General features: G+C 61.5%; 23 protein-coding genes, 2 pseudogenes and 1 other annotated feature. Of the genes and pseudogenes, 10 read left to right on the top strand and 15 right to left on the bottom strand.

The genetic code is table 11. The features are described 5' to 3' along the window. Positions 1-40: 40 nt before the first annotated feature. From mobF to FHW97_RS00080, 11 genes are all read right to left on the bottom strand, one after another. Positions 41-2,806 (bottom strand): MobF family relaxase, encoded by a 2,766-nt coding sequence (gene mobF / locus FHW97_RS00130; protein WP_171797697.1) that lies wholly within the window; start codon positions 2,804-2,806, stop codon positions 41-43. Then, a complete protein-coding gene (locus FHW97_RS00125) occupies positions 2,806-4,716 on the bottom strand; it encodes a type IV secretion system DNA-binding domain-containing protein (protein WP_171795475.1) in 1,911 nt (636 codons plus the stop codon). The genes mobF and FHW97_RS00125 overlap by 1 nt, the downstream gene beginning before the upstream one ends. Continuing rightward, positions 4,713-5,084 (bottom strand): hypothetical protein, encoded by a 372-nt coding sequence (locus tag FHW97_RS00120; RefSeq protein WP_169042010.1) that lies wholly within the window; start codon positions 5,082-5,084, stop codon positions 4,713-4,715. Before FHW97_RS00120 ends, FHW97_RS00125 begins: the two co-directional genes overlap by 4 nt. Beyond that, positions 5,081-5,299, bottom strand: a complete 219-nt coding sequence (locus tag FHW97_RS00115) for a hypothetical protein (RefSeq protein WP_169042009.1) — start codon at positions 5,297-5,299, stop codon at positions 5,081-5,083. Before FHW97_RS00115 ends, FHW97_RS00120 begins: the two co-directional genes overlap by 4 nt. A gap of 578 nt (positions 5,300-5,877) precedes the next feature. Next, entirely contained in the window at positions 5,878-6,582 is a 705-nt protein-coding gene (locus tag FHW97_RS00110) for a lytic transglycosylase domain-containing protein (protein ID WP_169042051.1), read from the bottom strand. A 245-nt stretch (positions 6,583-6,827) separates the two neighbouring features. Next, entirely contained in the window at positions 6,828-7,409 is a 582-nt protein-coding gene (locus FHW97_RS00105; protein ID WP_171797696.1) for a S26 family signal peptidase, read from the bottom strand. After that, positions 7,406-7,930, bottom strand: coding sequence for a DUF2840 domain-containing protein (locus FHW97_RS00100; RefSeq protein WP_169042007.1), 525 nt, complete (start codon positions 7,928-7,930; stop codon positions 7,406-7,408). The genes FHW97_RS00105 and FHW97_RS00100 overlap by 4 nt, the downstream gene beginning before the upstream one ends. Positions 7,931-8,121: 191 nt before the next feature. Then, entirely contained in the window at positions 8,122-9,009 is an 888-nt protein-coding gene (locus FHW97_RS00095) for a replication initiator protein A (protein WP_370525314.1), read from the bottom strand. Between the two features lie 5 nt (positions 9,010-9,014). Further along, complete coding sequence (locus FHW97_RS00090; RefSeq protein WP_022678177.1) at positions 9,015-9,284, bottom strand: AlpA family transcriptional regulator; 270 nt, start codon at positions 9,282-9,284, stop codon at positions 9,015-9,017. A 399-nt stretch (positions 9,285-9,683) separates the two neighbouring features. After that, positions 9,684-10,070, bottom strand: a complete 387-nt coding sequence (locus FHW97_RS00085; protein WP_169042006.1) for a single-stranded DNA-binding protein — start codon at positions 10,068-10,070, stop codon at positions 9,684-9,686. A gap of 161 nt (positions 10,071-10,231) precedes the next feature. Continuing rightward, positions 10,232-10,831 carry an SOS response-associated peptidase gene (locus tag FHW97_RS00080; protein WP_169042005.1) on the bottom strand — a complete coding sequence of 200 codons (600 nt, stop codon included), beginning with the start codon at positions 10,829-10,831 and terminating at the stop codon, positions 10,232-10,234. A gap of 84 nt (positions 10,832-10,915) precedes the next feature. Here FHW97_RS00080 and FHW97_RS00075 point away from each other — a divergent pair, with 84 nt between their 5' ends. Together FHW97_RS00075 and FHW97_RS00070 are read left to right on the top strand one after the other, a co-directional pair. Continuing rightward, on the top strand, positions 10,916-11,101 hold the full coding sequence (locus FHW97_RS00075; protein WP_169042004.1) for a DUF6771 family protein: 186 nt from the start codon (positions 10,916-10,918) through the stop codon (positions 11,099-11,101). A 6-nt stretch (positions 11,102-11,107) separates the two neighbouring features. Next, on the top strand, positions 11,108-11,434 hold the full coding sequence (locus FHW97_RS00070) for a hypothetical protein (protein ID WP_169042003.1): 327 nt from the start codon (positions 11,108-11,110) through the stop codon (positions 11,432-11,434). A 514-nt stretch (positions 11,435-11,948) separates the two neighbouring features. Here FHW97_RS00070 and FHW97_RS00065 read toward each other — a convergent pair. The 3 genes from FHW97_RS00065 to FHW97_RS00055 are packed head-to-tail and all read right to left on the bottom strand — an operon-like array spanning position 11,949 to position 14,107. Further along, on the bottom strand, positions 11,949-12,878 hold the full coding sequence (locus FHW97_RS00065; RefSeq protein ID WP_169042002.1) for a nucleotidyltransferase and HEPN domain-containing protein: 930 nt from the start codon (positions 12,876-12,878) through the stop codon (positions 11,949-11,951). 60 nt (positions 12,879-12,938) lie between these two features. Beyond that, positions 12,939-13,214, bottom strand: coding sequence for a sigma factor-like helix-turn-helix DNA-binding protein (locus FHW97_RS00060; protein WP_171797695.1), 276 nt, complete (start codon positions 13,212-13,214; stop codon positions 12,939-12,941). Continuing rightward, positions 13,211-14,107, bottom strand: a complete 897-nt coding sequence (locus FHW97_RS00055; RefSeq protein WP_171797694.1) for an ArdC family protein — start codon at positions 14,105-14,107, stop codon at positions 13,211-13,213. Before FHW97_RS00055 ends, FHW97_RS00060 begins: the two co-directional genes overlap by 4 nt. Positions 14,108-15,263: 1,156 nt before the next feature. On the opposite strand from FHW97_RS00055, the gene FHW97_RS00050 reads away from it, so the two are divergent. The 6 genes and pseudogenes from FHW97_RS00050 to FHW97_RS00020 form a co-directional block, all read left to right on the top strand. Continuing rightward, entirely contained in the window at positions 15,264-15,566 is a 303-nt protein-coding gene (locus tag FHW97_RS00050; protein WP_169041999.1) for a hypothetical protein, read from the top strand. 485 nt (positions 15,567-16,051) lie between these two features. Then, the gene (locus FHW97_RS00045) at positions 16,052-17,218 is read left to right on the top strand and encodes a nucleotide sugar dehydrogenase (RefSeq protein WP_169041998.1); all 1,167 of its coding nucleotides are present in this window, start codon (positions 16,052-16,054) and stop codon (positions 17,216-17,218) included. A 307-nt stretch (positions 17,219-17,525) separates the two neighbouring features. Continuing rightward, positions 17,526-18,151: pseudogene (locus tag FHW97_RS21980) on the top strand (IS3 family transposase); the annotation flags it as partial. Then, positions 17,807-17,923, top strand: a sequence feature (AL1L pseudoknot). Its footprint overlaps the pseudogene before it by 117 nt. A gap of 201 nt (positions 18,152-18,352) precedes the next feature. Then, positions 18,353-19,828, top strand: a complete 1,476-nt coding sequence (istA, locus tag FHW97_RS00030; RefSeq protein ID WP_370525315.1) for an IS21 family transposase — start codon at positions 18,353-18,355, stop codon at positions 19,826-19,828. Then, positions 19,825-20,694 carry an IS21-like element helper ATPase IstB gene (gene istB, locus FHW97_RS00025; protein WP_171793671.1) on the top strand — a complete coding sequence of 290 codons (870 nt, stop codon included), beginning with the start codon at positions 19,825-19,827 and terminating at the stop codon, positions 20,692-20,694. The genes istA and istB overlap by 4 nt, the downstream gene beginning before the upstream one ends. A gap of 69 nt (positions 20,695-20,763) precedes the next feature. After that, positions 20,764-21,384, top strand: a pseudogene (locus FHW97_RS00020) (IS3 family transposase); the annotation flags it as partial. 425 nt (positions 21,385-21,809) lie between these two features. On the opposite strand, the gene FHW97_RS00015 reads toward FHW97_RS00020, so the two are convergent. Beyond that, on the bottom strand, positions 21,810-22,502 hold the full coding sequence (locus FHW97_RS00015; RefSeq protein WP_169041996.1) for a hypothetical protein: 693 nt from the start codon (positions 22,500-22,502) through the stop codon (positions 21,810-21,812). A 173-nt stretch (positions 22,503-22,675) separates the two neighbouring features. On the opposite strand from FHW97_RS00015, the gene FHW97_RS00010 reads away from it, so the two are divergent. Continuing rightward, the gene (locus tag FHW97_RS00010; protein WP_171797691.1) at positions 22,676-24,013 is read left to right on the top strand and encodes an O-antigen ligase; all 1,338 of its coding nucleotides are present in this window, start codon (positions 22,676-22,678) and stop codon (positions 24,011-24,013) included. A 172-nt stretch (positions 24,014-24,185) separates the two neighbouring features. Beyond that, positions 24,186-24,380 carry a hypothetical protein gene (locus tag FHW97_RS00005; protein WP_171797689.1) on the top strand — a complete coding sequence of 65 codons (195 nt, stop codon included), beginning with the start codon at positions 24,186-24,188 and terminating at the stop codon, positions 24,378-24,380. Positions 24,381-24,382 lie beyond the last annotated feature (2 nt).

Here is a 24,382-nt window from a genome sequence, read left to right as displayed (position 1 = left end):
AGATTTCCGGGCAACGGTAGGTATCTACCCTCTTTGTCTTTCAGCCCAAGCCAGCGCCTAGCGTCTTGGCCGCAGAGGGCGCCGGCATCGCGCTGGCAACGTGCGCCACAGCCGTCTGCACCTGCCCAGCCCGCTCGCTGATTGCCGCAATCAGGCGGTCACGATCATTGGTGAAGACCGTCGCAGTTGCCCTGGCCCGGGATAACCCGACGTAGAAGCTCTTTTGATCGACCAGGTTGGTTGCCTTGCTATCGGCATGGATCAGGACATGGTCGGCGGTGCGGCCCTGGGCTGCAAAGGCCGTGTCCACATAGGCATGCCGGATGTGCTGATCGCGTGCTGAATCAAGCTGCAGCGTCTCCTTCTTACCCCGCGCCGTTCGGATAGTCGCGCTGCGTGATTGCTCGTCCACGGCGATCACCTCGCCGCGGTCTCCGTTGATGCGCCCTGCCTCACGGTCATTGCGGGTGAACTGGATACGGTCGCCAACCTTCAAGTCCAACTTCTGCGGCACGAACGCCTGGCTGTTGGTTGCCCCCCATTGCCGCAGACGCCAATCCACCTCCCCCCCGTCCTCGGATTTGAGCGTGATGGCCGCCTTGTCAGGGTCGATCGACTCGACCCGATAGGCTTCACCCCGGACCACGCCTTTGTCGACATAGTCGCGCGTGAAGCGCACAATATCACCCTTGTCGTAGGCCAAAGGGTCACGCGCATCGACACGGGTTAGTCCTTTGTTCGCCAGGCTGCGCATCCTGACCGCCGGGCCGGACAATGCGCCTGCTCGGGTCAAGGCATCACGGATCTCGACAGTGAGCGCGTCACGGCCCTCGCGTGATGGCTCGATCACCAGTGTGCGCGCGCGTACTGCCTTGTCCAGCCCGGCATAGTGCGTGGCCATGGCGGCAAAGCGTTCGGCCCGGTCAGCGCTTTCAACGATGCGCCCGCCACCCCGGTCCAGCGCGGCAAGTGCCCGTCTTGCATCGCCTTCGATGGAAGCCAGGACCGCTTCCTTGGTCGCCAAGTTGGTCTGCCGGACGATGTCATGCAGCCTTGCCGTGTTCATGCCGGCGCCTTGCAACTGGGCGAAGGCTGCACCTGCTTCAACCGATCCCAACTGCTGGACGTCGCCGACAAGGATGACGCGCGCGTTGTCCTTTTCTGCTTGCGCGAACAAACGTGCCGTGGCGCGGGCAGAGAGCAAGGATGCCTCATCAACGATCCACACTGCCGGCTGGCCCGAGTTGGTGCGTTGCGGAGTTAGCAAATGGCGAGCGACCGTTTCGCCCCTGGCGCCAAGTGCTTCGCCCAGCACCATAGCCGCCGCTGCCGTTGGTGCCAATGCCTTGACCGATGCGCCTTGCGCTTCGGCCTCACGCGCAAACGTCGCCAAGACAGTAGTCGTCTTGGCGGTGCCGGCATATCCCTGCAAAGCCGTAATCCGGCAACGGCTGGTGAGTAACTGCTGCGTCGCAGCACGCTGCTCTGCATTCCAGGCCATTCCTGCCCGCTCGGCCCGCATCGCAGCGTTGGCAACCGCCTTGGCAGCGGAGAGTGGAGAGGCGATCGGCGCCAATGCCCCGCGCCCCTTGGCTTCGATCTTGAGCATACTGGTCTCGATCTCAACATTCTCGCGGGTGGTGAAACCGGAAAACGCCGCGCCGCGACGATCTACGAATGTCCGCTCGATCAGGTTGCCAGCGCTGGTGGCCGCTTTCACGGCTGCACTGATTTCGGCATACCCGATTTTGCCCAGTCCGATCCGTCCCGCTTCCTCATGCAAGGCGGCACTGGCGAACACCGATTGCCGCTCACCCAGCTTCTCGGCAGCCTGGGCGACAGCGCGATTGGCCACGGTCGCATCTATCGCCAGTTCCCCTTGGTAAGCCGAACTTGCAGCCCTCTTCTGCGCCTGCTCGATCAGGCCTAATCGCGCCGCCGAGTCGAATCCGGCCCTGCTCGCCTTCTCCCGCCATTCCTCGACCAGAGCAGCAGAGTCGGCAGCCACCTTGGCGGGACGCGTGGCCAATGTGGCTATCTGCTTTTCGGCCGCGCTGGCCTCGATGCGGGAAGTGCCGCGCTCCGCCAGCTTGGCCTCAATGGCAGCACTGCGGGTGCTGAAGGTTGCAATGATCTCACTGGAGACACCTTTGATCTCAAACTGGGAATTCTTGCCTGCTTCGATCTCATAGCCGAGCTCGCGGACTTTGAGCGCCAGCTCCTGCCCGTAGATGGCGCCGATCTGCTTCTGCAGTTGATAAATCGCGCGAGGCTCCAGGCTGCGCCACCTGCCATCTTCGCCGTGTGTCGCGTTCATCACCACATTGTGGGTATGAAGCTGCGGATCCTGGGCCCGGCTGGTACCATGCTGGAAGCTAGCGATCACCAGATTGCCGGTTGTCTCGCGAACGGTTTGGCCGCCCTCCCGGACACGCGTTGCGGCCATGTGCTGCTCGACGTGGGTCATGGCAATGTGCACAGCTTCCCGATGCGCGGCAATCAGCCGTTGGTCGCCTGCGACCTCGGCCATGATCGACACTGACTTGGGCGCGCTCAATGTGATGTCCCATCCAGCACGATGTTCGCGGTTGCCATCCCGCATGGTACCCAATTGCTGCCCAGCGACATTGCCTTCGAGCATTGCCCGGAACTGCTCACGGTCCACTTCACCCGAAAGGCTCAGTGCCGCAGCCCCCTGGCCTTGCCAATACGATGGCGAAACTTCGCCCTCCGAGCGGAAATCATCAGCCTCGTAATAGCTAGCGACCTGCCCGGGATTGGTTAGCGCAAAGACGGACGCGACCATTACACAGGGCCCTGGCTTTTGGGTTGCTGACGCTTGGGTGGCTGTCGTGGCGCACTGGAAGCTGCCGCGGCTGTCGGCGCAGGCAACGACTCAGGCGCAGGCGCAGGTGCAGACAATGTCGGTGGAGTGGCGGCGGTCGCTTTTTCCCATAGCGTATGGCTGGGGTCACCGGGCACGAAGCCGGGCACGCGGGCAGGTCCACGCTGGGAGATATGATCGGCGGTCAGCTTGATTCGGGCCAGCGGCAGGCCATTGGGGAAAAGCAGGTAACCCTCGAACTTGGGAAGGCGCAGTTCACTCGGCAAGACGCGAGGGTTGACCTTACGCACGCTGCCCAACGTGGTACGCGAACCTGCCTCGCGCTTAGCCATGGCATCGGTCATGGTTCGGATCTCGACCTCGCACTCGCCTATGGTGCGGCTCGCCCATTGCTGGGTTTCTCCGTCGATGGTTTGCAGGAACAGCTTGGTGTTGCAGCAACCCAGTATGGATTCGGCGAGCTGCGCCCCATAGCGATGCTGCATCTGTCCCAGCGCCTGGAAGGTGAGGATGACGGCAGCGCCGAACTTGCGGCCCTCGGGCAGCAGTCGCGCCAGATTGTCGACCCGGGGCAGATCGGCAAGCTCATCTAACACAAACCAGATGCGCCGCTCCGGTGATGGCGCCAGGCCGAGCACCGCGCTGGCTGCGCACTCCAACCAGCAGGCCAGCAAAGGCTTCGAGGCCTCGAAGTAATCCTCCTTGCGCGGGACGAAGATCCAGGGACGGGCCCCCTCGCGCTTGTCGAGCCCGTGGATGAAATCGCGGAAAGCAAAGGGCACGCCCCCGCTGTCCTCGACACGCAGGAACTGGATCAGGTCGGCGGCTTTGGCGAGCATGAAGAGCACGCTGCCGGTCGCCCGGTCGGCATCGTCAGCGAAAGTCCGCGCTGACGAGGTGGCGGCAAGCCATGCTTTTAGATCGGCTTTGCTCCTGTTTTGGAGCGCGTCCAGCAAGTCGGCCAATGTCCATTTCTTCTCGCGCCAGAGGGCCCGAAGCATGTTGGCAACCAGGATACGGCTGGTTTCGAGCCACACATCGCTGTCATGCGTACCAGTCTCGGTGATGAGCTGGCGGGCGATGCGGTCTGCGTCGGCAGGATGGGCGATCTCGGCAAAGGGCGACCAGAACGCGCAGCGGGCGTCGAAAGGATTGAGGACGATATCGCCCCGCTCGGGGCAGTAATAGTGGGCGATGAATTCCCCGCTGGTGTCGTAGACCAAGGCAGCCTCGCCGCGCGCCTCGATGGCGTCGAGCAACTGGCGCAGGGCAGTCGTCTTGCCCGAACCGGTCGTGCCGATCATTGCCATGTGGCGGGTTTCCAGCTCCGTCGGGATCGGCACGGTGCCGATCGACAAGGGCAAGCGTACCGCCTCCTTGGCCGTCCGCCGCGCGAGACGCGTTTCTGTGGTAATCGCCGTCCCGGCCATCCATCTGTCAGCCAGCAAGCGGCCATAGCGGCGCAACGCCATGTCGCGCCTGGCAAGCAGGATACCGAGCCAGGCTAAGCAGCCCAGCACACTCCCCCACACGGCGTAGGTCCGAACCTGCCGGGCGCTGCGCGCAAAATAGGGATGCGCGATAATCGCGCGCGCCGACCGGTCTTTATCGATCTGGTTACCCCGTCTGACATCGACCCCGGTATCTTCGGTCCAGGCCGAGACGGCCCAGAGTTTGACACGCGCCCAATGATAGGTCTCGGCCGCGCCAACCACGTTCCGTTCTATGAAAACGCTCGGCAAGGCCATCGCACCCAGGGCAACGGAAACCAGCAAGGCGATCGCTTGCCGCTTGAAGTATGTCAGACTTCGCCCCTGGTGCTGCTTGTACAGCGCATCAGCATGGATGCGGCGATCCGACGAGCCGATCATTGCTTGCGCTCCTGCGCCAGCAGCATTTGCCGACGGTGGGCCGCGTTAATCTCTGCGGTGATTGTCTCATCGCTTTCTGCCAGCCCCAAGGCGGCGGCGCGCGCATAACCATACGCTGCGCAGGCCGTGAACAGCACCCGCTCGAGCATCCGCTCGGCATCACCCAACCGCGTACTGGCCAATGCCAGTTCCGTGATGATCTCCTGGACCGACGTGTCAGATCCAGGTGGCACGGCAAGGGTCTCCGCACCAACCTGCACACAGCGTTGGACGAGCGCGTAGACGCTGATCTCTTCGCGCTTGGCCAGAGCCCGAATGGCCTTGTCGACCTTGATTGGCACGCGCACGGTGTACTGCACCGGCCTCATCGTACCGCCTCCTCAAGAGTGCCTGCAGCACTCTTGCAAACATCGCGCAATGCGCTGCTCGGAGCATCAGCCCAGTCGGCAAAACCGCTGAACGCTCGGGAAAACTGGCGCTTAACCAGGATGCGCACGTGCGTAAGGTGTGGCGAAATATCATGGGCTCGATGCGAAGCATCGCAGCCCCTCGCACCGGCGAGCATCGCGGAACGATCGGGCATCTTTGCATCCTTTGTGGTAAGGGATGAACGGCGTGGACGGGATACCGCGTGGCGACCCGACGCGGCCGCAAACGCTCCCCCCGCATTGGTTGACAAGTCTGGTTCCTGTACGGCGGTCCACATCGGGATCAGCGCCTTGCGACCATGGCGCGCAGCTTGGCGATCACCGTGTGCCGTTGGCCAAAGACAGACGAAGCGAAGGTGGCCCAGGCGCCAAGGGAACATCGCCATGGCGGTCGCGTCCTGCCGGCAAATGCGGAGCAAATGGGGATCGGGCTGGGCTGCCTGATGCAGGCAGCAGGTCAGCCCCGAACCTGCCGCCCGATCTGCAGTGACCAAGGCAGGCCCATGCGAGGCCGCGCCGCGGCTACCGCTGACCATGCTAATCCCGTCCCAGGCCTGGCTATGACAGGCACCGCATGCTGGCGGCACAGCCACAACACGGGCAATCGCTGCGCTCCGCGGCGAGAGCGCCGCGTCTTTTCCGCCGCCTCCTGGCCTCCATGCCGACAGGCCGGTATCCGCAGGCAGCAATGCCTCTGGCCGCCAAATTGGCCGCAACGGTCCACGCTGCGCGGTCATGGCTGACGGCTCCCCCATTCCCGAGGAAACAGCCCCGCGCTGGGTAGCCCGACATCCGAGTCCACCGTGACCGGGCTCATCGCCGCGGCTGCTGCGGCAGGCTGGTGCGGCGAGGAAAACAACGGGGCAGCACGCCAGTCGGGTAATGCCGGATGCGGCTCTGGCATCGTGGGGTCAGCGGCACCGACATTCCCCGGCACGGCAAGCCGGGGGGCGAGGCGTGCCACATAACGCATCGTCTCGGCGGGCAAGGGACGCCCGCTGCGGAGATAGGCTTCGTAGCGCCCCGGTCCGGCATTGTAGGCGGCAAGAAAACCTGGACTGCCGTAGCGATCATGCAAACTGCGCAGATAGGCCGCGCCAGCAAGAATATTGGCGCGAGGGGCGAAGGGATCGTCACCCAAGCCATGCGCGCGGGACAGCGCGCGCCAGGTAGCCGGCATGAGTTGCATCAAGCCCATCGCGCCGACCGGCGAGACAGCGGCGGGATTGCCGCCGCTTTCGGCGGCCAGGATCGCCATCAGCCAGGCTTCAGGCAAGGCGAACCGCGCGGCCGCTTCAGCGACGAACGGTGCCCACGGCGATCGGCTAGCGGGGTCTGGCGCTGCGACACGCGGCACCGGCTTAGCGCAAGCCGGCACGGCAGGCAGTCCCAGACCACAGGCCCAGATTGCTGCCGGGACAGCCGCGACATGTCGCATGGCGCAGCGCCACAGCAATAGCCACGCCGGCCCAGAACGTGCCGGACAATAAGGCCTGTCGCTGGCGCGCAATAGCCGTCTGCACTGCGCCGCGAACCCGGACACAATGGCCTCTAGCCGGTATTCGCCAGCCCACTTGCCATCTCCGCCCGCCCGCAAACCCGACAGCAGCGCGCCTGACCAGAGCAACCTCAGCCCCGGGCGGCAAGCGCCCGCAGCCATCATGCGAAGTGGATCGCTCGGGGTCATGGCCGCATCCTTGGTAAAGGGGAAAGCGGAGGCGGGGACGCGCCAGCAGCGAACCACACACGTTGGCCGGTGCCACGCTCGTCGGTCCACACGGGGTGGGCAACGCCAAGCACCGCGCTGCGCGGCACTGGCCCGAAATAGCGGCTGTCGACACTGTCCCCGCGCGCTGGCGCGAGCAGGAACAACTGATCACGAGCGAGGTAGAGGCAACCTGACCAAACCGGCAGCGGGCGGCCAACGCGATCGCGCGCGCGCGCCACTGCCACCGGGCGGCCGGCAATCGTGACCTCTGGGCCAAATCGGCAGACGCGCGTGCCTGCTGCCGCTGCCAAGGGCTTGATCAGCGGCACGCCGGCCGGCAAGTAGCCGCGCCGCGCCATCAGCGTGGACGACGGCGCCGGCAGGCGCACCACGAGCCGCTCGCCTGGCAGCAGCTGCGTGGCCGGCTCGATCCAGTAAAGCCCGGTTGGCACGCTGGACGACGCGTTCCATACCAGGCGCGGCCGGGAAGGCAGCAGGGTCGGCACAACCAGAGCGGCCACGGCCAGCTCCATCGCAAGCAGGGTGCGCCGGTTCATGCTTGTCTCTCCCGCCCTGCGAGCCAGGCGGCCTGGCACCGGGGGTCGTTGATCCGCGCTGTCCGGCGCGCGGCAAGGCGGTGGTGGATGAGCCGCCAGTGATCCGCAGCGACCTCTTCGGGCGCAACGCCTAGCGCCTCGATCGCAGCGATTACGGCAAAGACGCGGGCTACACGGCGCCAGCCTTGGACGGCAAGGAGGATTTCGCCGCCCGGATCGACCGATGCGAGGCGCGAAACGGCGGTGCCGCGTGGCAGAGCGCGGACGATGGCAAGGTGAGATAGCGCAGTGCCATGGTCATGGCCGGCCCAGCGCACCAGCGCGAAGATCTGGCCTGGCGCATAGCTCTCGACGCGGCGCCCCCTCTCGCCGCGGCGGGTGGCGACCGGCTTGCCGAAACGCAGCCAGTGCTCGCAGCGGCCGTGCGGCCAGAACAGGGTGACATGGGTCAGCGGATCATCGGTCGCACCGCTAGCCGAGGCGTTGCTGGTCGCCGCCCCTGCGCACGCCGTTCTACCCAATCGGCCGCATTCAGCAGCGGATTGTCCACAGCATGACGGCGTTAGCAGGAATCCGGAGGATTCCTGGTTAGGTCGGTTAGGTGACGAATAAGCCTCTGAAATAACGGGGCGTTCCGCGCCAATCGGTTCCCGATCGTCCGAGAAAGCGGTTCCCGATGGTCTGAATGTCGGGGTTCCTGATCGTCCGTGTGTCATGACGACTTATCCACAGGCGCCAGCCCGACCCGCCGCAGGGCCACGGCGTAACAATCTTCGGGTGAGCGCACGAAGCGCAGCCAGTGCCGCCCATGTTCGGCAAACAGCGTGAGCGTATAGCCCGGCAGGGCCTGGCGACTGACGATATCGCGCAGCGCAAAGGCGAAGCGCTTGAGCGGCCAGAGCAGACCCGAGCGCATGTGGAGATGGGGCAGATCGAACGTCCAGCCGCCCACCTGGCGCCCACCATGCTTGCGCACCAGACGGTAGAGCCAGCGCTCGAGTCCGCCGGTGAGACCGAAATAGGCGCGATCGATCGTCAGCACCCACTGCGGCTGGAGTATGGCCTGATAGAACCAGTCGGACACGATCAGTTCGATGCCGCAAGCGCGGCCACGCGCATCGCTGCATTCGCGCCACGCGTTGATCCAGGAAAAGCATTGGCAGCGGCCGCGCTCTGGCTGGCGCAGGGTTGTAGCGATCATGGTCGACTGCAGGCGGTCGAGTGCGGCTTTCAAGCGCGCGTAACTAGCCTTGCCGGTGCCCCGCCGCGTGAAGGTGAGAATGTCGTGCGGGCGCGCTGCAATCATCCGCGATGTCGAGTGGCCCGCATCGCGGGCCTCGACGATCTGGCTCGCTGCCCAGATCAGCACGTCGGCATCCCAGATCGTGGCCATGCCGTGTTCGTGGGTAGCCTCCACCCGGATCGCGACGTCACCCATGCGGAAATCAATCGGACGTGTGCGGTGGTTCTTGGCGAGACTGAAGAACGGCCAGACCATGAGATCCTGTGCGTCGCGCGGCGCGATCGGGCCACGCCGGGGCACGAACAGGTCAGGCTCGTCGCGCGTTGACGGCTTGGTGCGCGCCGACGCGGCGGACAGGGCGCTCACCGCCGCACCGGCCCGGTGCCGGGCTGGCGGCGAGCCGGATGGACTACGCCGCGCCCTGGGTCACGCGTCGAGCGTCGCTGCCCCGGGTAGACCCAGGCATCGAGGTCGGCGAGCGCGTAGACAATCCGACCGCCAAGCTTGTGATAGACTGGACCGGTGCCATAGCAGCGATGCTTTTCGAGCGTGCGCGGCGACAACCCGAGATGGACGGCCGCATCAGGCGTGCGCAAATAGCGGGGATAGATCGGGGCAGGAATGGAGTTCATTGTCAGGCTCCGTCATGTTCCGACGTGCTGCGGCGTAGCGCAGTCGAGAGAGCCCAAGTCTGGCGTGGTTTTGGTGCCTTGGCGGAGTGACAAAAATGCCCCGGCTACTTTTGTCACACCGCCGGGGTCAGCGGCGCGACAAGCCGCAGCATTGGGCGCATGGCGATGTTTGGCCTGACCAAGGTCGCAGGCAGCGCACGCAGCGCTACCCCGCGAGAGGAGAAGCAACAGATCCGGCGGCAGGACGCTGGCCGCGCCGCTCGAGTATTATACTTTCGCGGAATTGTTCACGGTCTTGCCCGTGCGCGAGCAGGCAACGTCATCGCGTACGAGAAAGAATTGTGTGGCTGAGCCTTGCCGATCGGGACCGGGGCGGCCTGGTAAGCCGCCCCGGCTTGGTCAGAGAAACGCGATCTCGTCGGCGACAATTTCGGTGTTGTAGTAGGTACGGCCGTCCTGCTCGCTGCGGCGGTAGCGGATCTCGCCCTGGACGATCAGCTTGTCGCCCTTTTTCCTGTGGTTGGCGACCGTGTTGCCAAGGGTGCCGAACGCCTTGACCGTATGGAACTGGTCGTAGGTTTCGGGACAGCCATCCTCGCCATTGACCATTTGGCCATCCTTGATCACCGCACGTGAGGTAACCAGAGTGAAGCTGGCGCCGGCTTTGCTCTGCAGCGCGAGGGAAACATGCCTTCCGCCGCGGTGGTGCGGGCGCCGGCCGCAGGCCGGTAACACGGCCGGCAGAAGGGGTGTTGCAGGGGTTTCGCGCAGGCGCAGGACAGGCATCTCAACCAGCGGGAGACGACGCCGGCAAAACCAGTAAGCCTGACCGATGCCTTGGCTGTGCACGGCCGGGTTGCGGTGGCCCGCGCCGTCCGCCGAGCAAATGATCAGCGGTCATGGTTCGCGCATGCAAAACAGGCAGGCGGGAATGTCGGACGGCGCAACTAACTGCCGGCCCAGCGGTCTGCAGTTCGCTCGACCGACAGCAGGCCGGGCCAAGTCCGACACAGCGCAAACGCTGCCTCGGGCGTGCCACCCAGCCACGCGCTCCACTGATCCGGCCGCAGCACCACTGGCATGCGATCGTGCACGTCGGTCATCAACTCGCTGCTCTCGACCATGACCATGGCATAGGTCTGCCCCCATTCGGCGGTCTGGCGCCAGATCCCGCCGATCGCAAAGGCCTCGCCGCCGGGCATGCCATACCAGGTGCGCGTCATGCGGCCCGCCTCGCCTTCCGGCTCGGCCCACTGGCTTACAGGGATCAGGCAGCGCCGCCGGGCGAAGCTGTCGCGCCAGAACGGCGTGTGCAGCTTGTCGTCGCGGGCATTGGTGACGGGCTTGGGCTTGAGCGGTTGGCCCTGTTTGCCCTTGAGCACCACGGGAAAGCCCCAATTCATGGCGCCGACGCGACCATGCGCGACGACCAGGCCGGGATAGCCCGGATATACCTCGTCGGCATGGTTCACGCCCGGCACGGCCTCGGCGGCGAATATCTGGGCCACTTCAGCTTGGTTGGCGCGCAAGCGATAAAGATTGCACATCGTCCAAATGTCTGTCGCCCGCCGCGCAGAGTCAAATCGCGGGCTGGCTTGCGCGTTTGTTCCTATTATGTTCCAATTGTTGTCATGGAACGAATCGACCTCGACATCATGGCGGACGCGATCCTCGAGGCCCCTGGCTGGGCACGCGTCGGCATTACCGCCCCTTCCCCCAGCTTGCGCGAGGATGCCGCGCGCGAACTCGCCGGCGCCATCGCCGAACGCCTGCGAGCCGCACCGCCCAAAGCCGAGCAGCTCGGCCTGAAACTGTGACGCGCCATGCCGCGCTGGAACGCGGCGGGCCTGATAGAGCCCACCTCGCTCACCGATGCCGCTGCGCTACGCTTGGTCGTGCGGCCAGTCTGCCGGTGCGGGCATTCGATGACGTTCGATCCCCATGGCCTATGGTGGCATTTCCAGCGGCGCGGGTGGGATGATCGTCTGCCCGAAGTGCGCCGCCGGTTCTGGTGCATCGTCTGCATGGCCGGGCTGCGGCATAAGGTGCGGCCGGTGCGGATCGAGACGGCGAACGAGAGTGGCGCTGCTGTGGTGTTGCCAATGCCGCCGGAGCGGGAGTGGAAGCAGCAATCCCGCGCCTTGCGCTGAATGGCCGGGATAGATGGCTACGGGAGGCCGCGCGAGAGATCGAATGCCCATCGACCTCTAGGATCACCACAGAGACGAGCACAGGGGCTGCCACGGCGCCCGCAACGCTGCGGTCGTGCGGCCGGTAGGCACACCATGAGAGAAGCGTGACATCTGGTTTGCTTTGGGCCGGTCGACGCGATGGCCAGCTTGCGGGAACGGCCTGGCAGGCGCGGTTGGCGCGAGACTCGTCACACCATCCGGCGGAATTGCTCCGTTCCGACGGACTTGTGGCGCGCCAGGCCGCCAGGACGGTTGAAGGACACGCCTGCCCCCGGGACCAGGAAACAATGCAAGCCTCGGCCTGAGGCGGATCCGGCCGGCACGGCGCTGCTTGGAAACGGCATCGACGTCATCGGCTGGCCCTGCCCCGGTGCCATACGAGGCTGCCGCGGCAGGCGCAGCGGTTCGCCAGCGATCTGGCGCATTTCGCGTGAATGAGTCCTTGCCCCTGGGAGCGACGCCACAGAAGCTGCTAGCCGGCCTGCCGTGCGGTTGCTTCCAGCTCGGCGATGCGCTCTGAGCAAATGGCATGGACGACGCGGCCCAGTTCCTCAACCTGCTCGCCCAGCCAGGTCAATTCCTCTTCGGTGATCCGGTAGTGCTTGGAATAGCGCGCCTTGACGTAGGCTTCCTTGAGCTTCTCGAACATCGCCCGCTGCTTGCGATTGTCGCCGGGCCAAACGTGTACAAGGCGAACGTCCAGCCTTTCAGCCTGGGTCCTAAGGAACGCCAGATTATGGACGTGCGGCGTGTAAAAATTCACGACCAAAAGTACGCAGTGATAGAGGCTCTCGGTCGCCTGATGGAGCAAGAAAGCAGCTTTCTTGTTCCAACCTCGCCCAGCTGTGAATTTAGCGGTTTCAAGGAACTGAATGCCGCTGGGCATCCACTCCTCAAAATACTCCTTCGCCATGGCCAGCGCGGCATGCGGCGTCTTGGGCTTGGGCTGGTGCAATTCGGTATCATCGCTCTGGTAGAGCGCGATGCCATCGCGGGCCACGTCCATGAAGAAATAGCGCCCATGGGCCAGCCCGTCGTTCACCTCCTGCAGGGTGTGGACGATGAAATTGACCGGGGTCTTGATCGTGCCGGCAATGCCGTATTCGCGCATCAGCCGGTCATCGACCTTGGCCCAGTACTTCACCCGGTCGGTCAGGCGCTTGTCGTTGACGATGATCAGCAGGTCATAGTCCGACTGGTAGCCCTTGGCGGTATGCGGCTCATCGACCCAGCCGCCGCGCGCATAGCTGCCATAGAGAATGACCTTGAGAATGCGGCCCTTCTTCTTCCACTCGTGCGAAGCCAGGGCCAGCGCGTCCTCGAATTCCTCGAAGACGATCTGCACCACGCGCTCCAGCTCGCGCTGCTTGTTGGCGGGAAGATGGTCGAGATCGCTGCGCATGATAGCGGCACCCTGTCGCGATGGCCGCCCGATGGCAAGTCATCGGGCGGCCTGAATTTTTCACCACGGCCACCAGCGTTGCCACCAGTGCCCATAGACCGCACGGGTCAGAGTGGAGAGAGCCTTGGCCAGCTCGGCCTGCACCGCCTCGACACTGATGCCATGGCGCTGGGCCAGCTCGGCATAGCTGGCGCTCTCAAAGCGCACGGCTCGGAAGATATCCCGCTGGCGCTTGGTCATGCGGCGCAGGCCGCGCTGCCCCCGACGCCAGAATGCGCGCGGCGACAAGGTCGGCAGGACGGGTTCGCCCCATTCGGGCGGGAGAGGCGCGCTCATGGCCGATCGTCCCCACAGGCCAGCAGGAAATCGGCCGCCTTGCTGGCCGCACTGGCGGCGCGGAAGATTGCCTTCTCGTCGGCGCACAGCACCTCGAGCCAGGCGCCGATGTAATCGGAATGCCGCACCGTCGGGACAATGCCCAGCGCCGCGCAGGCAAAGGCACTTGCCATTTCCGCAACAAGTTCCTCTTTGGCATAGGACGCAGAACCAAACTCGCCGGTCTGGTTGCGGTCCAGCCGGCTCTTGTGGCCTGTGGCGTGGCCAAGCTCGTGCAGGGCCGTGCGGAACCAGTTGATCGGCTCGAGGAAGGCAGCCTGGGGCGGCACCTGCACCACGTCATGCGTGGGGGAATAGAACGCTTCCCCGCCACCGATGCGAAAGGTTACCCCGCTGTTCTGGATCACGCGATCCGCGCCGGCAATCGCCAGCTCGGGCGCAATCGGCACCACCGGGGCAATCACGTCTTCGGGCAGGTCCTCACACTGGTCGAGGTTGAACACGGTAAAGCGCTTGAGGAATGCCACCGTGCGCGCTTCGCGGTCTTCGTCCCTGGCCTTGGCGGCTTCCTCGCGCGGGGTGAAGCGATCGGCATAGCAGACCACCGTGCCCTTCTCGCCGCGCCGGACATGGCCCCCGGCTGCTTCGGCCTGGCGATAGGTCAGCCAGCGCTGCGAGGAAAAGCCCTGCTCGATGGCAGAGGTCCAGAGAATGAGAACGTTTATTCCGGAATACGTCCGGCCAGAGCCGGCATTGTGCGGCAGCGTGCAGGGACAGCGGCTGGCGTCCCAGGGCTGCACCCAGGGCAGGCGCCCGGCTTCGAGTTCGGCAATGATGCGGTAGGTCACCTCGGCATAGAGGGACTGGCGTTCGCTCGTGTTCACGGTGCTCATGATCTTCAGGCTCCTAAAACCGCCATGGCCCGGCGCCGGAGTGGCGGGGGGCGGCAGGAGCGGACCGACAGCCCCGCATCAGGCGGCGGGGTGCACCGAAGGGCGCAACAGCGTGGAGCACCCGGACCCGCGCAGCGGGCCGGGTTGCACCCCGGCGCGGCGGGGCTACAGGGCCGTGACGCCCCCCGTCACTCTGGAGCCGAGGCAGACGCCGCCGCGCATCCAAAGCGCGGCGACAATTGGAGGGGAGCCAAGAGCGGACCGACAGGACCGGCCAGCAAGGCCGGGCCCCGCGTCAGCGATCGCACCGGCTCTGCCGACGAGACGGCGTCGCCGGCTCGGCTGGAGCGCAGCGGAAGGAGAGCGCGATCAGGCCGCGACGGCCTGAGACGCCAGACCCGCATCGACCCAAGTCCTATTCGCACACAGATATAGGCAGCCTCCGAGGAGTAACATGGCTGAGCGCCACCCTCGGCTCGGATTTCACTACACGTGCAGCCATCCCTGAGACCGTGGATCTTGTTCGGCAGGAGCAAGACTAACGACAATCGCCGGCGCCCCATCTGTCTTTCCAGTCCAGCGCTCTCTGGACGGACGCGTCAAGGTAACCGGTGACCTTTCAAGGCAAAATGCAGCAGGCTACGCCTGCCGAACAGGTCCCCCTCGCGCGACATTTGCTGCCCGCGCGCAGCCGCAGTCGACGCAGCGATGCATAGGCGCAGGCGCAACAGTGTGCATAACGCGCCTGGACGTCACCAGCAGGAGGTGGAATGCCTAGGACATCCATCAGCCCGGATAGGCTTCCGGGGCGCTTCACTGGAGGAAGGAGCGCCAACGCTGCAAGGCGCCCAACCAGGGGGCGACAGATCCGCAGCTTGTGCGCCCTAGCCTGAACAAATGGTTGGCCCACAGCGCCTGCCACGATGCTGGCAGTGTGACGCATAGTGGCAGGGGCCAAGCTTCCGGTATAAGGCGCAGCGGCTTGCACGATACGGCTGCCCAGCCGCCCTGTCAGCTTCGCTGAGTGCAGGAACGAAGTAAACTGGTGCCGGCCGTGACAGGCAGACGCGCCTGACAACCGTCGGCAGCCCTGCACTGGCCACCGCGTAAGGCAATATCCCCTGGTCATTTCTTCGCACATGCAGCATGATGGGCTATGACCTTTGTTGCCCGCTATCATCACGTTATCGACCAGATTGTTGCTGCTTGCCCGGCTCCGGACAAGTTCGCACACACCTATGCCGGCATGGCGATCTGGACGACCACGCTGGCGCTGACCAGGAAGCGCATGGGACATGCGCTGCCCTTGCTCATGGTGATCATACTGGAAAGTGGCAACGAGGTGCTCGATGCGCTTTACGCCGGCCGCGTCGACATCCCGGACACGCTCGGCGATTTCCTGGCGACCTGTTTTTGGCCCGCGATCCTTTTTGCGGTGGGCCGAGCGCAAAAACGATGATGTGAAAGCCTTATTTGTCCGAGCGAAGAATTGCTATTGCGAGAACAGTCGGCGACAATCGCCCCATACGATACCCGGCTTCCAGCCGAACAAACGTACGCAGCGTTGACGACATGGCACGATCCCCTTGTTAGGCGATTCCCGCCGTCAAGCGTGGCAATCAGAGGTTCGAAGGCCCCAGAACGTCACTGTGGCAAGATCCACGCGCCTCAGGGTTCTATACTTTCTTCAAGCTTGCCCAGCCGCCACTGCGCGGGCGTGTCCACACGGACTGTGCGCATCAGGCCACAAATCCCCCAACCCCAGGCTCCATACAGCCGCTGACTGTGCAATTGCAGCATAAAAATCGTTGACGGTCTTGCTCTCGAGATCGCATAGACGTCGACGTGAAAGTACGGCGATGTCTGGCGCCGAAAGCCAGGTCAACGGGCGCAGGTGCTGGTAAGTTTGCCAGGCTTGCGCGCAACTTGCGTGAGTAGCTCGGAATGAAGATCGCAGTTTTTGGCCTGGGCTATGTTGGGCTTTCCAATGCCGTGCTTCTAGCACAGCACAACCAGGTCGTTGCGGTCGACATCTCTGCCGAACGCGTCGCATTGCTGAATCAGCGCAAGTCCCCCATTATCGATGCCGAACTCGAAGAGTTTCTGGCGAGCCGCTCGCTGAACCTGACGGCGACGCTTGATGCGCAGGTAGCACTCGAGGGCGCCGGCTATGTCATTGTTGCCACGCCGACCAACTACAATGTCGAAACCAACAAGTTCGACACCTCCTCGGTCGAAGCGGTGATCCGGCTGGCGAAGGAGCATAATCCGACTGCCACTGTGGTGATCAAATCCACCATCCCGGTAGGCTTCGTAGCCGACGTGCGGCAGCGCCTGGCTACCGACCAGGTGATCTTCAGCCCGGAGTTCTTAAGGGAAGGCCGCGCCCTCTATGATAATCTCCACCCTTCGCGCATCATCGTGGGTGAAGAATCTGAGCGCGCCCGCGTCTTTGCAGAGTTGCTGCGCGAAGGTGCGGCGAAGAAGGACGTTGAAATCCTTTTTACCGGTCCGGCGGAGGCGGAGGCGATCAAGCTGTTTGCCAACACTTACCTCGCCATGCGTGTGGCGTTCTTCAACGAACTGGACAGTTATGCCATTGCGGGCGGCATGGACACACGCCAGATCATCAATGGCGTATGCCTCGATCCTCGCATCGGCACTCACTACAACAACCCGAGCTTCGGCTATGGCGGCTATTGCCTGCCCAAGGATACCAAGCAGCTTCTGGCGAACTATTCCGAAGTGCCACAGAACCTGATCCGGGCGATCGTCGACGCAAACCAGACACGCAAAGACTTTCTGGCCGATCAGATCATTGCCCGCAAACCGACCAAGGTTGGCGTTTTCCGCTTGGTGATGAAGGCCGGATCCGACAACTTTCGCCAATCGTCGATCCAGGGGATCATGAAGCGAATCAAGGCCAAGGGCATTCAGGTCGTCGTTTACGAACCATCGCTCTCCGAAGATGAGTTCTTCGGATCTCGTGTGGTTCGTGATCTCGATGTCTTCAAGCAGGAATGCGATGTCATCATTGCAAACCGCATGACGCCCAGCATCGCCGACGCCAAAGATAAAGTCTTTACACGCGACCTTTTCGGCTCCGACTAGGGGGCGTGTACAAATTGCTCCGTCCGTTTGCCGTGCGTGATCTTTGCTAGGTGCGCTTACGTGGGCAAGATGGACGCGTGGGTGATTGGAATGACAGCGGCTGCGAAATATGTCGGCATGGGATTTTATCAGGTGGCAACGGCCTCCCTGAGCATATCGTGACAAGTCTGAAAGCTCACGCACATTTGCGACGATGCCGGACATGCGGCGCATGGTGGGAAGAGAATGGACGTGAAGCGCACGTTATTTCCGACAGTGATGCGCCCCCGGGATTGCCGGAGACCTGAACTCCTGAGAGGACAGGTGTATGAGCAAGACGACGAACAAATTTGCCCCTGAAGTGCGCGAGCGTGCTGTGCGCTTGGTTTTGGAGGGGGAGAAGGAGCATGTTTCCCGCTGGGCAGCGATGGTGTCGGTGGCGGAGAAGATTGGCTGCTCGGCCCACACCCTCAATGAATGGATCAAGAAAGCGGAGGTCGAGAGCGGTCAGCGTGCGGGCGTGCCAAGCGAGATGGCGGCGAAGCTGAAGGCGCTGGAGCGGGAGAACCGTGAACTGCGGCAAGCCAACGAGATCTTGCGCAAGGCGTCAGCATATTTTGCCCAGGCGGAGCTCGACCGCCCGTTCCGCAAGTGACTGCATTTATTGACGATCATCGTGCTGAGTATGGGGTCGAGCCGATCTGCCGGACCCTGCAGGTCGCCCCATCTGCCTATCATGAACGCGTGGCGCAGCGCCGCAATCCGGCACGCCGTTCGGTGCGAGCGCGCAAGGATGATGCACTCAAGCCAGATATCCTGCGTATCTTTGCCGAGAACTTCAACGTCTACGGCGCACGCAAGGTATGGCGGCAAATGCAGCGCGAAGGCTTCAAGGTCGCACGTTGCACGGTCGAGCGACTGATGGCCGATCTGGGCTTGCAGGGTGTCGCGCGACGCTCTGGATGAGAAAGCGCGACAATCAAGATGAGAATCCGGTGTGTCGGGACCGGCGCAGGGCGTAGCCCGTAGCCGGTCCCGACACACCGGAGGCACTCTTTGTTGAGTGCCTGTGATGGTCTTGGCGGCCGCTATGCATCGGGTTTTCCGGGGAGGAGGACCTGGCGTGTGGCCGGCCGACACATCAACGATCATCAAGTGAGACTTTTCATGATCAACAGGCGTAATGACCCCGTCGCCCTGGCGGCGGCGAAGGCCGGGTTCAGTCCGGCGACGGGCTATCGGGTTTTGCAGGACACCCGGCTGCCATCACAGCAGCAAGCACCGCGCAGCCGGCGCCGACCCGATCCCCTTGCTGGTATTTTCGATGAAGTTGTGGTGCCGATGTTGGAGGCAGCCCCGGGCCTTCGGCCCATAGCGATCTTCGAGGAACTGCGGCGCCGATATTCCGAGACGGAGTTTGGCTCCCGGCGAACCCTGGAGAGGCGCATTCGCGACTGGCGAGCCATTAACGGGCAAGATCGCGAGGTCATTTTCCGGCAAGTGCACGAGGCCGGGCGGCTCGGCCTGTCCGATTTTACGTGCATGGACGATCTGGCAGTTTCGATCGCCGGACAGCCCTTGGACCACCTGCTCTATCACTTCCGGCTTCCTTGTGGCGGCTTCGAACACGGGCACATCATCCTGGGCGGCGAGAGCTTCGTCGCCTTGGCCGAAGGGCTGCAAAACGCGCTCTGGTCCGCAGGCGGTGCGCCGAAGCTCCATCGTACCGACAGCCTCTCGGCCGCTTTCCGCAATCTGGACGCGGATGCCAGGATCGACCTGACCAAGCGTTATGACGCGCTCTGTGCCCATTATGGAATGGAGCCCACAAGAAACAACCGGGGCGTTGCCCATGAGAACGGCGCGATCGAGAGTGCCCATGGCCATATCAAGGCTGCCATAAAGGATGCGCTGCTGCTGCGCGGGAGCGCCGACTTCTCCGACCTTGCCGACTATCGCCGCTTCATCGACGAGGTCGTAAATGCGCGCAACCGACGGCACGGCCCCGGGATCGATGCAGAACGCAAGTTCCTGCAGCCGCTGCCGGACGTGCGCACCACCGATTACGAGGAGGTCCTCGTGACGGTCACATCCTCGGGCGGCTTCACATTGCGCAAGGTGTTCTACACGGTCCCATCCCGCCTGATCGGGCACCGTTTGCGGGCTCGCCTGTATGATGACCGCCTTGACCTCTTCATTGGCGGCACGAGACTCATGACCCTGCCGCGCGGCCGCGCGGGCATGAACGGGAAGCACGGTCACGTTGTCGATTACCGTCACGTGATCCATTCTCTGCGCCGTAAGCCCATGGCACTGCTAGGGCTGGTCTATCGCGATAGCCTGTTCCCGCGAGAGGCCTATCGCCTGATGTTCGACCACCTGCTGGAAGTTCAGGGTGAGCGGGAAGCCTGCCGCATCACCGTCGAACTTCTGGCCATGGCCCACGAACGTGCATGTGAGGCCGAACTCGCAAAGCTGCTGACCGAGGACTTGGCGGCGCGCCGAGCGCCCTGTCTGACAACCTTGCGGGCCCGGTTCTGTCCGGACCCTGCCGATCTGCCCGAAGTCGTGGTCGAACTGGCGCCGCTCTCGATTTACGACGAACTTATCGAACAGGGAGAAGCCGCATGAACGCAACTCCCATGATCGATGCACAGCGTCTCAGCCTCATGCTCAACGAACTGCGCTTGCCCACCATCAAGCACATCTGGGGCGACTTCGCCGCCCAGGCAGACAAGGAAGGATGGCCCGCCAGCAGATTCCTCGCCGCGCTGGCCGAGCACGAACTCGCCGAACGAGATCGCCGCCGGATCGAACGCCACCTGGCAGAGGCACATCTACCCGCTGGCAAGACCCTCGACTGCTTCGCCTTCGATGCCGTGCCAATGATCTCAAAGGCTCAGGTTATGGCCCTATGCGCCGGTGATGGCTGGCTCGAGCAAGGTGCCAACCTCATCCTGTTCGGTCCGCCGGGCGGCGGCAAAAGCCATCTCGCCGCAGCTATCGGCCTGGCGCTGGTAGAGCGGGGCTGGAGGGTTTTGTTTACTCGGACCTCTGACCTCGTGCAACGCCTGCAGGTCGCGCGGCGCGAACTCGCGCTCGAATCTGCGATGGCCAAGCTCGACAAATACCACCTGCTGGTTCTTGACGACTTCGCCTACATCTCGCGCGACCAAGCCGAGACGTCGGTCCTCTTCGAGTTGATCAGCGCACGCTACGAGCGACGGTCGTTGCTGATCACCGCCAACCAGCCCTTCGGCGAGTGGAACAGGGTCTTCCCCGATCCCGCGATGACGCTCGCCGCTGTCGACAGGCTCGTCCACCACGCCACCATCTTCGAGATGAACGTCGAAAGTTACCGGCGACGCACCGCTCAAGCCAGACGCACCGGTGCCGGGCGGCCCGCCGCATACACCACGCCAAAGGTCCTCGAGACCATCCGCGACAATCAGGATGAGAACGAGGAACTTGCCAGCGACAACCTAAACAGGCACTGATCGACGCGCCGCGACAATCACATTCTCATCCTGATTGACGCGCAATCATCATCCAGTTTGTCGCGCTACATGCAGGGTGTAATCCGCGGCAAGCCGGTCAAGACAACCGTGAGCGACAAGGCTGCGCCGTGTCCGCTCGACCAGGTCAACCGACAGTTCCATGCATCCGCGCCTAACCGGCTGTGGGTATCTGATTTTACTTACGTTTCTACCTGGAACGGCTTTGTCTACGTGGCTTTCGTAGTCGATGTTTTCGCCCGTTATATCGTGGGCTGGCGGGTCAGCAGGACTGCCCACGCCAGCTTTGTTCTCGATGCCCTCGAGCAGGCAATCCATGATCGGCGACCTGTTCATCGTGGGGGCCTCATCCATCATAGCGACCGTGGATCCCAATATCTTTCAATTAGATACACTGAGCGCTTGGCCGAAGCCGGGATCGAGCCATCCGTGGGAAGCGTAGGCGATTCCTACGATAATGCCTTCGCCGAGACGATCAACGGTCTCTATAAAGCTGAGGTGATCCACCGATGTGGCCCGTGGAAATCCTTCGAAGCGGTGGAATTCGCTACACTGAAATGGGTTTTCTGGTTCAACAACAAGCGCTTGCTTGGACCGATCGGTAACATCCCGCCGGCAGAGGCCGAAGCCTGCTATTACGCTACGCTGGACGAGCAGCCATTGGCTGCTTAATTTGATCAAATAGGTCTCCGGTAATCCCGGGGCGCATCAAACAGCAATGGCAGCTTCCACTTCAGGGCCAGTTCAGCCGCAACCAAAGCCAGAAACAGATAAACCAAACTTGGCATTGCCCGCCATGGGCGACACTTAACCCATACCCGCCTGGGTCAGTTCTCCGTGATAATCCCAGGTCAATTCTCAGCGCTACCCAACACAATATGGATCTTGTCTGAAGCAGGAACGGCTCCAGATTTGCGCCGGCTGTCGTTCAGTGCCTGCCTCCCAGGCGCCTGCACCGGCAAACGCCCAGGGAGGGTTTGGGATTCACCTCCGCCCTTCCTCACTACGGAGAAGTCCAAACCCTCATTGGATCACCACCCTAAATCTCTATCAAGGTCATTAGAATCAACAAATAAACATTGTCACTATAAAAATATTCAAGCTGGATTCCTGGAAGAATAAAGCGTAATATTCCGAATATACATATAATATGGGATATTTTTGACGTGCGATCCTGCGCCAGCTATGATATAATAGTGGTGACTTGGCATCCAGTCGACGTCATATTCGGGTGTTGCGATACCATCCAACCACCATCGAGCTTTGTGTCTGTTTGCGACATAGCTAAATCCAAAGGTGTGCCACGCCGTACGATCAAGCGGGATTGCGGATGTCCCTGGGCCATAAATCCTTGTCCGCTGATAGCCAGGCCATTTGCCTTCCCAATTTATGATCACGCCATGAGTGCCGGTCTTTGCAAAACCACCTTCATCTACGTCAATCTCGACCCATTTTTCATAATCTTTCGGCCGCCCAGGGTATTGATCTGTGTGGGCTCCATTATGTTCGATTGGCATAATCCAAACGGCAGGCCAATGATCGGGATCGTTCGAAGATAATTTGACTTGAAACTCGACCTTAAAGCTCCGCGAGGAATCAATCAGAGGAAGAGCGCCCGGCTGCGACTTGTTTGAAGCCGTGCTAATTTCCCCCCCGAGTGGAATTTGAAGCCCATCAGAGGTGTCCTTAAATTCGGAAGAAGGAAGGTGGAATTTGCGCCACCATTGCCCACTATAGAAATTATGTGTGTCAGTTCCATTGGAGGAAATGTCCTTTACGGTAGGATGCATTACAACCTCCGGAACCCAACTTTCTGGAGGTATACTCTGTCCCGCTGCTGACCCAGTAACGGTTAAAAGCAATGCCGCGCTGCCCAACATTTGGCTTAACCTCAACTTACTTCTCCGTCTGGACCCAAAAAAAGGGGGGGTTGCCGTAACTCCTTGCATATAGACCACCGCGAATGCGAGCGCTAGACTGGCCGATCAGAATCGACAGGCTGCCCCACACGCGAGAGATTTTTATGCCGCAGGCAAAGTTTGAGGATTTTACGATCAGCCAAGTTTCACGCTCCAATACAACGAGAAAAGAAAAATTAATAAAATTCGTACTATCAATTGCTATTTATGTTTTACTATTTTCAAATTTAGAAGTAGTCGGAATAGTTGTGCAATTTATTTCAATTGCACTTCTAGCGCTGACTGCGCTATTTTCAACATCAGGAAGAATACGGGTTGGCAGGCTATCGTTATTTGAAATAGCGGTTTACTTTTGCTCTTTTGTAAGCTTGCCTGCTGCAATGTTTGTATCCGGCAGATATTATCCCGATTCAACGTTGAACGTCGTTCTTTATTCAGTTCTAACATTTATGGTAATATCGTTTATTGGCGTAATTTGCGCGTCAATTAACATTAATCATGTAATGAATTCTTCTTCTCGCGCGTACGTCGCTATGCTAGTTACAATACTTCTGTTTAATTACCAGGATTTTTTGGATGCACTCACGCCTGGAGCCTTAAACCACTGGGCTCTTCGTGCTCGAGCATTTAATCTTCACCCCAACTTGGAGGGATTGATTTTCGCTGGCGGCTTTCTCATACTTCTGAGGCAGGCAACACTTTCTCGGGGTATTGCAAAAATTATTTATTTTATTTTTTCGATAATCTCTTGCATCGTCGTTATGGGCGCATCTGCTCGAGCCTCACTCTTGGCAATGATTTTATCTTTCACACTGATGTTGGCCATTTCTTTTCCAAAGCTGCCGCGCAAATATAAGCAGTTAATATTTTTTATTTCCATAATTGGATTAATTGGGGCATTCATCTTTGGCGGTGCAATTTGGAATTATGTCTATGATATTCTCGAATTAGGCTCCAGCACCCGAGGTTTAGATTCGGGCGGATCGGGACGAACTGAGCTTTGGCAGAAAGGCATTGCCCTATTTGCAAGTAGCCTGCCGCAGTCCGTCTTTGGAGGTGGTCTTAGATGGTCCACTGCCGACGTCATCGGATTTTCAGTCGAAAGCTCTTACATTACAATTTTTCTTGATTCCGGCATTTTAGCGGGTGGTTTTCTTATTATATCCATACTTTTTTCCCTGTTCAGGTCTGCTTCTTGGGCGCTTCGCAGACGAAATTCTCGTTTACAAGATGTGACCATCACAACTCTTATACTTTTTTCGATGTTCCAAGGCCTATTTAACCGATATCTTTTTGCTATCGGAAATCCTTTTTCATTGATTATGCTTTTTATCTTTACATATGCATCACGAGGGCAGTCCATAACGAGTCCCGATGATTAGCAGCAGGTTCCCCCTAGCCCGGCTTATTCATAAGGCCCGGCGTTAAGGGTTGTTCGTGGTTGATTGGTCGATGGCGGCATGGTGCGGGCGGCGCGATCAGCGGCCTTTTCACCGCGACCTGAACCGCCCCGGCTTTCCTGGAAGCCCCCATTTGTGAGAAGGAGCTTTCGTTATGAGCAAGACCCGGAACAAGTTTTCACCTGAAGTTCGCGAACGCGCAGTGCGCATGGTTGGCGAGCACCGTGCTGATTATTGCTCGGCATGGGAGGCGATGGTAACTGCTCAGGTGGTTGGCAAAAAGGGCTTGCGCGTGGGGGCAGGCGATGATTCAAACTACCCATGGCACCGCCCCCGCTTCATGTCCTGACC

The organism is Novosphingobium sp. SG754, from assembly GCF_013149315.1.
In the GTDB taxonomy this organism is placed as follows: Bacteria; Pseudomonadota; Alphaproteobacteria; order Sphingomonadales; family Sphingomonadaceae; genus Novosphingobium; species Novosphingobium capsulatum.
This window is presented reverse-complemented; position numbering and strand designations above follow the sequence as displayed.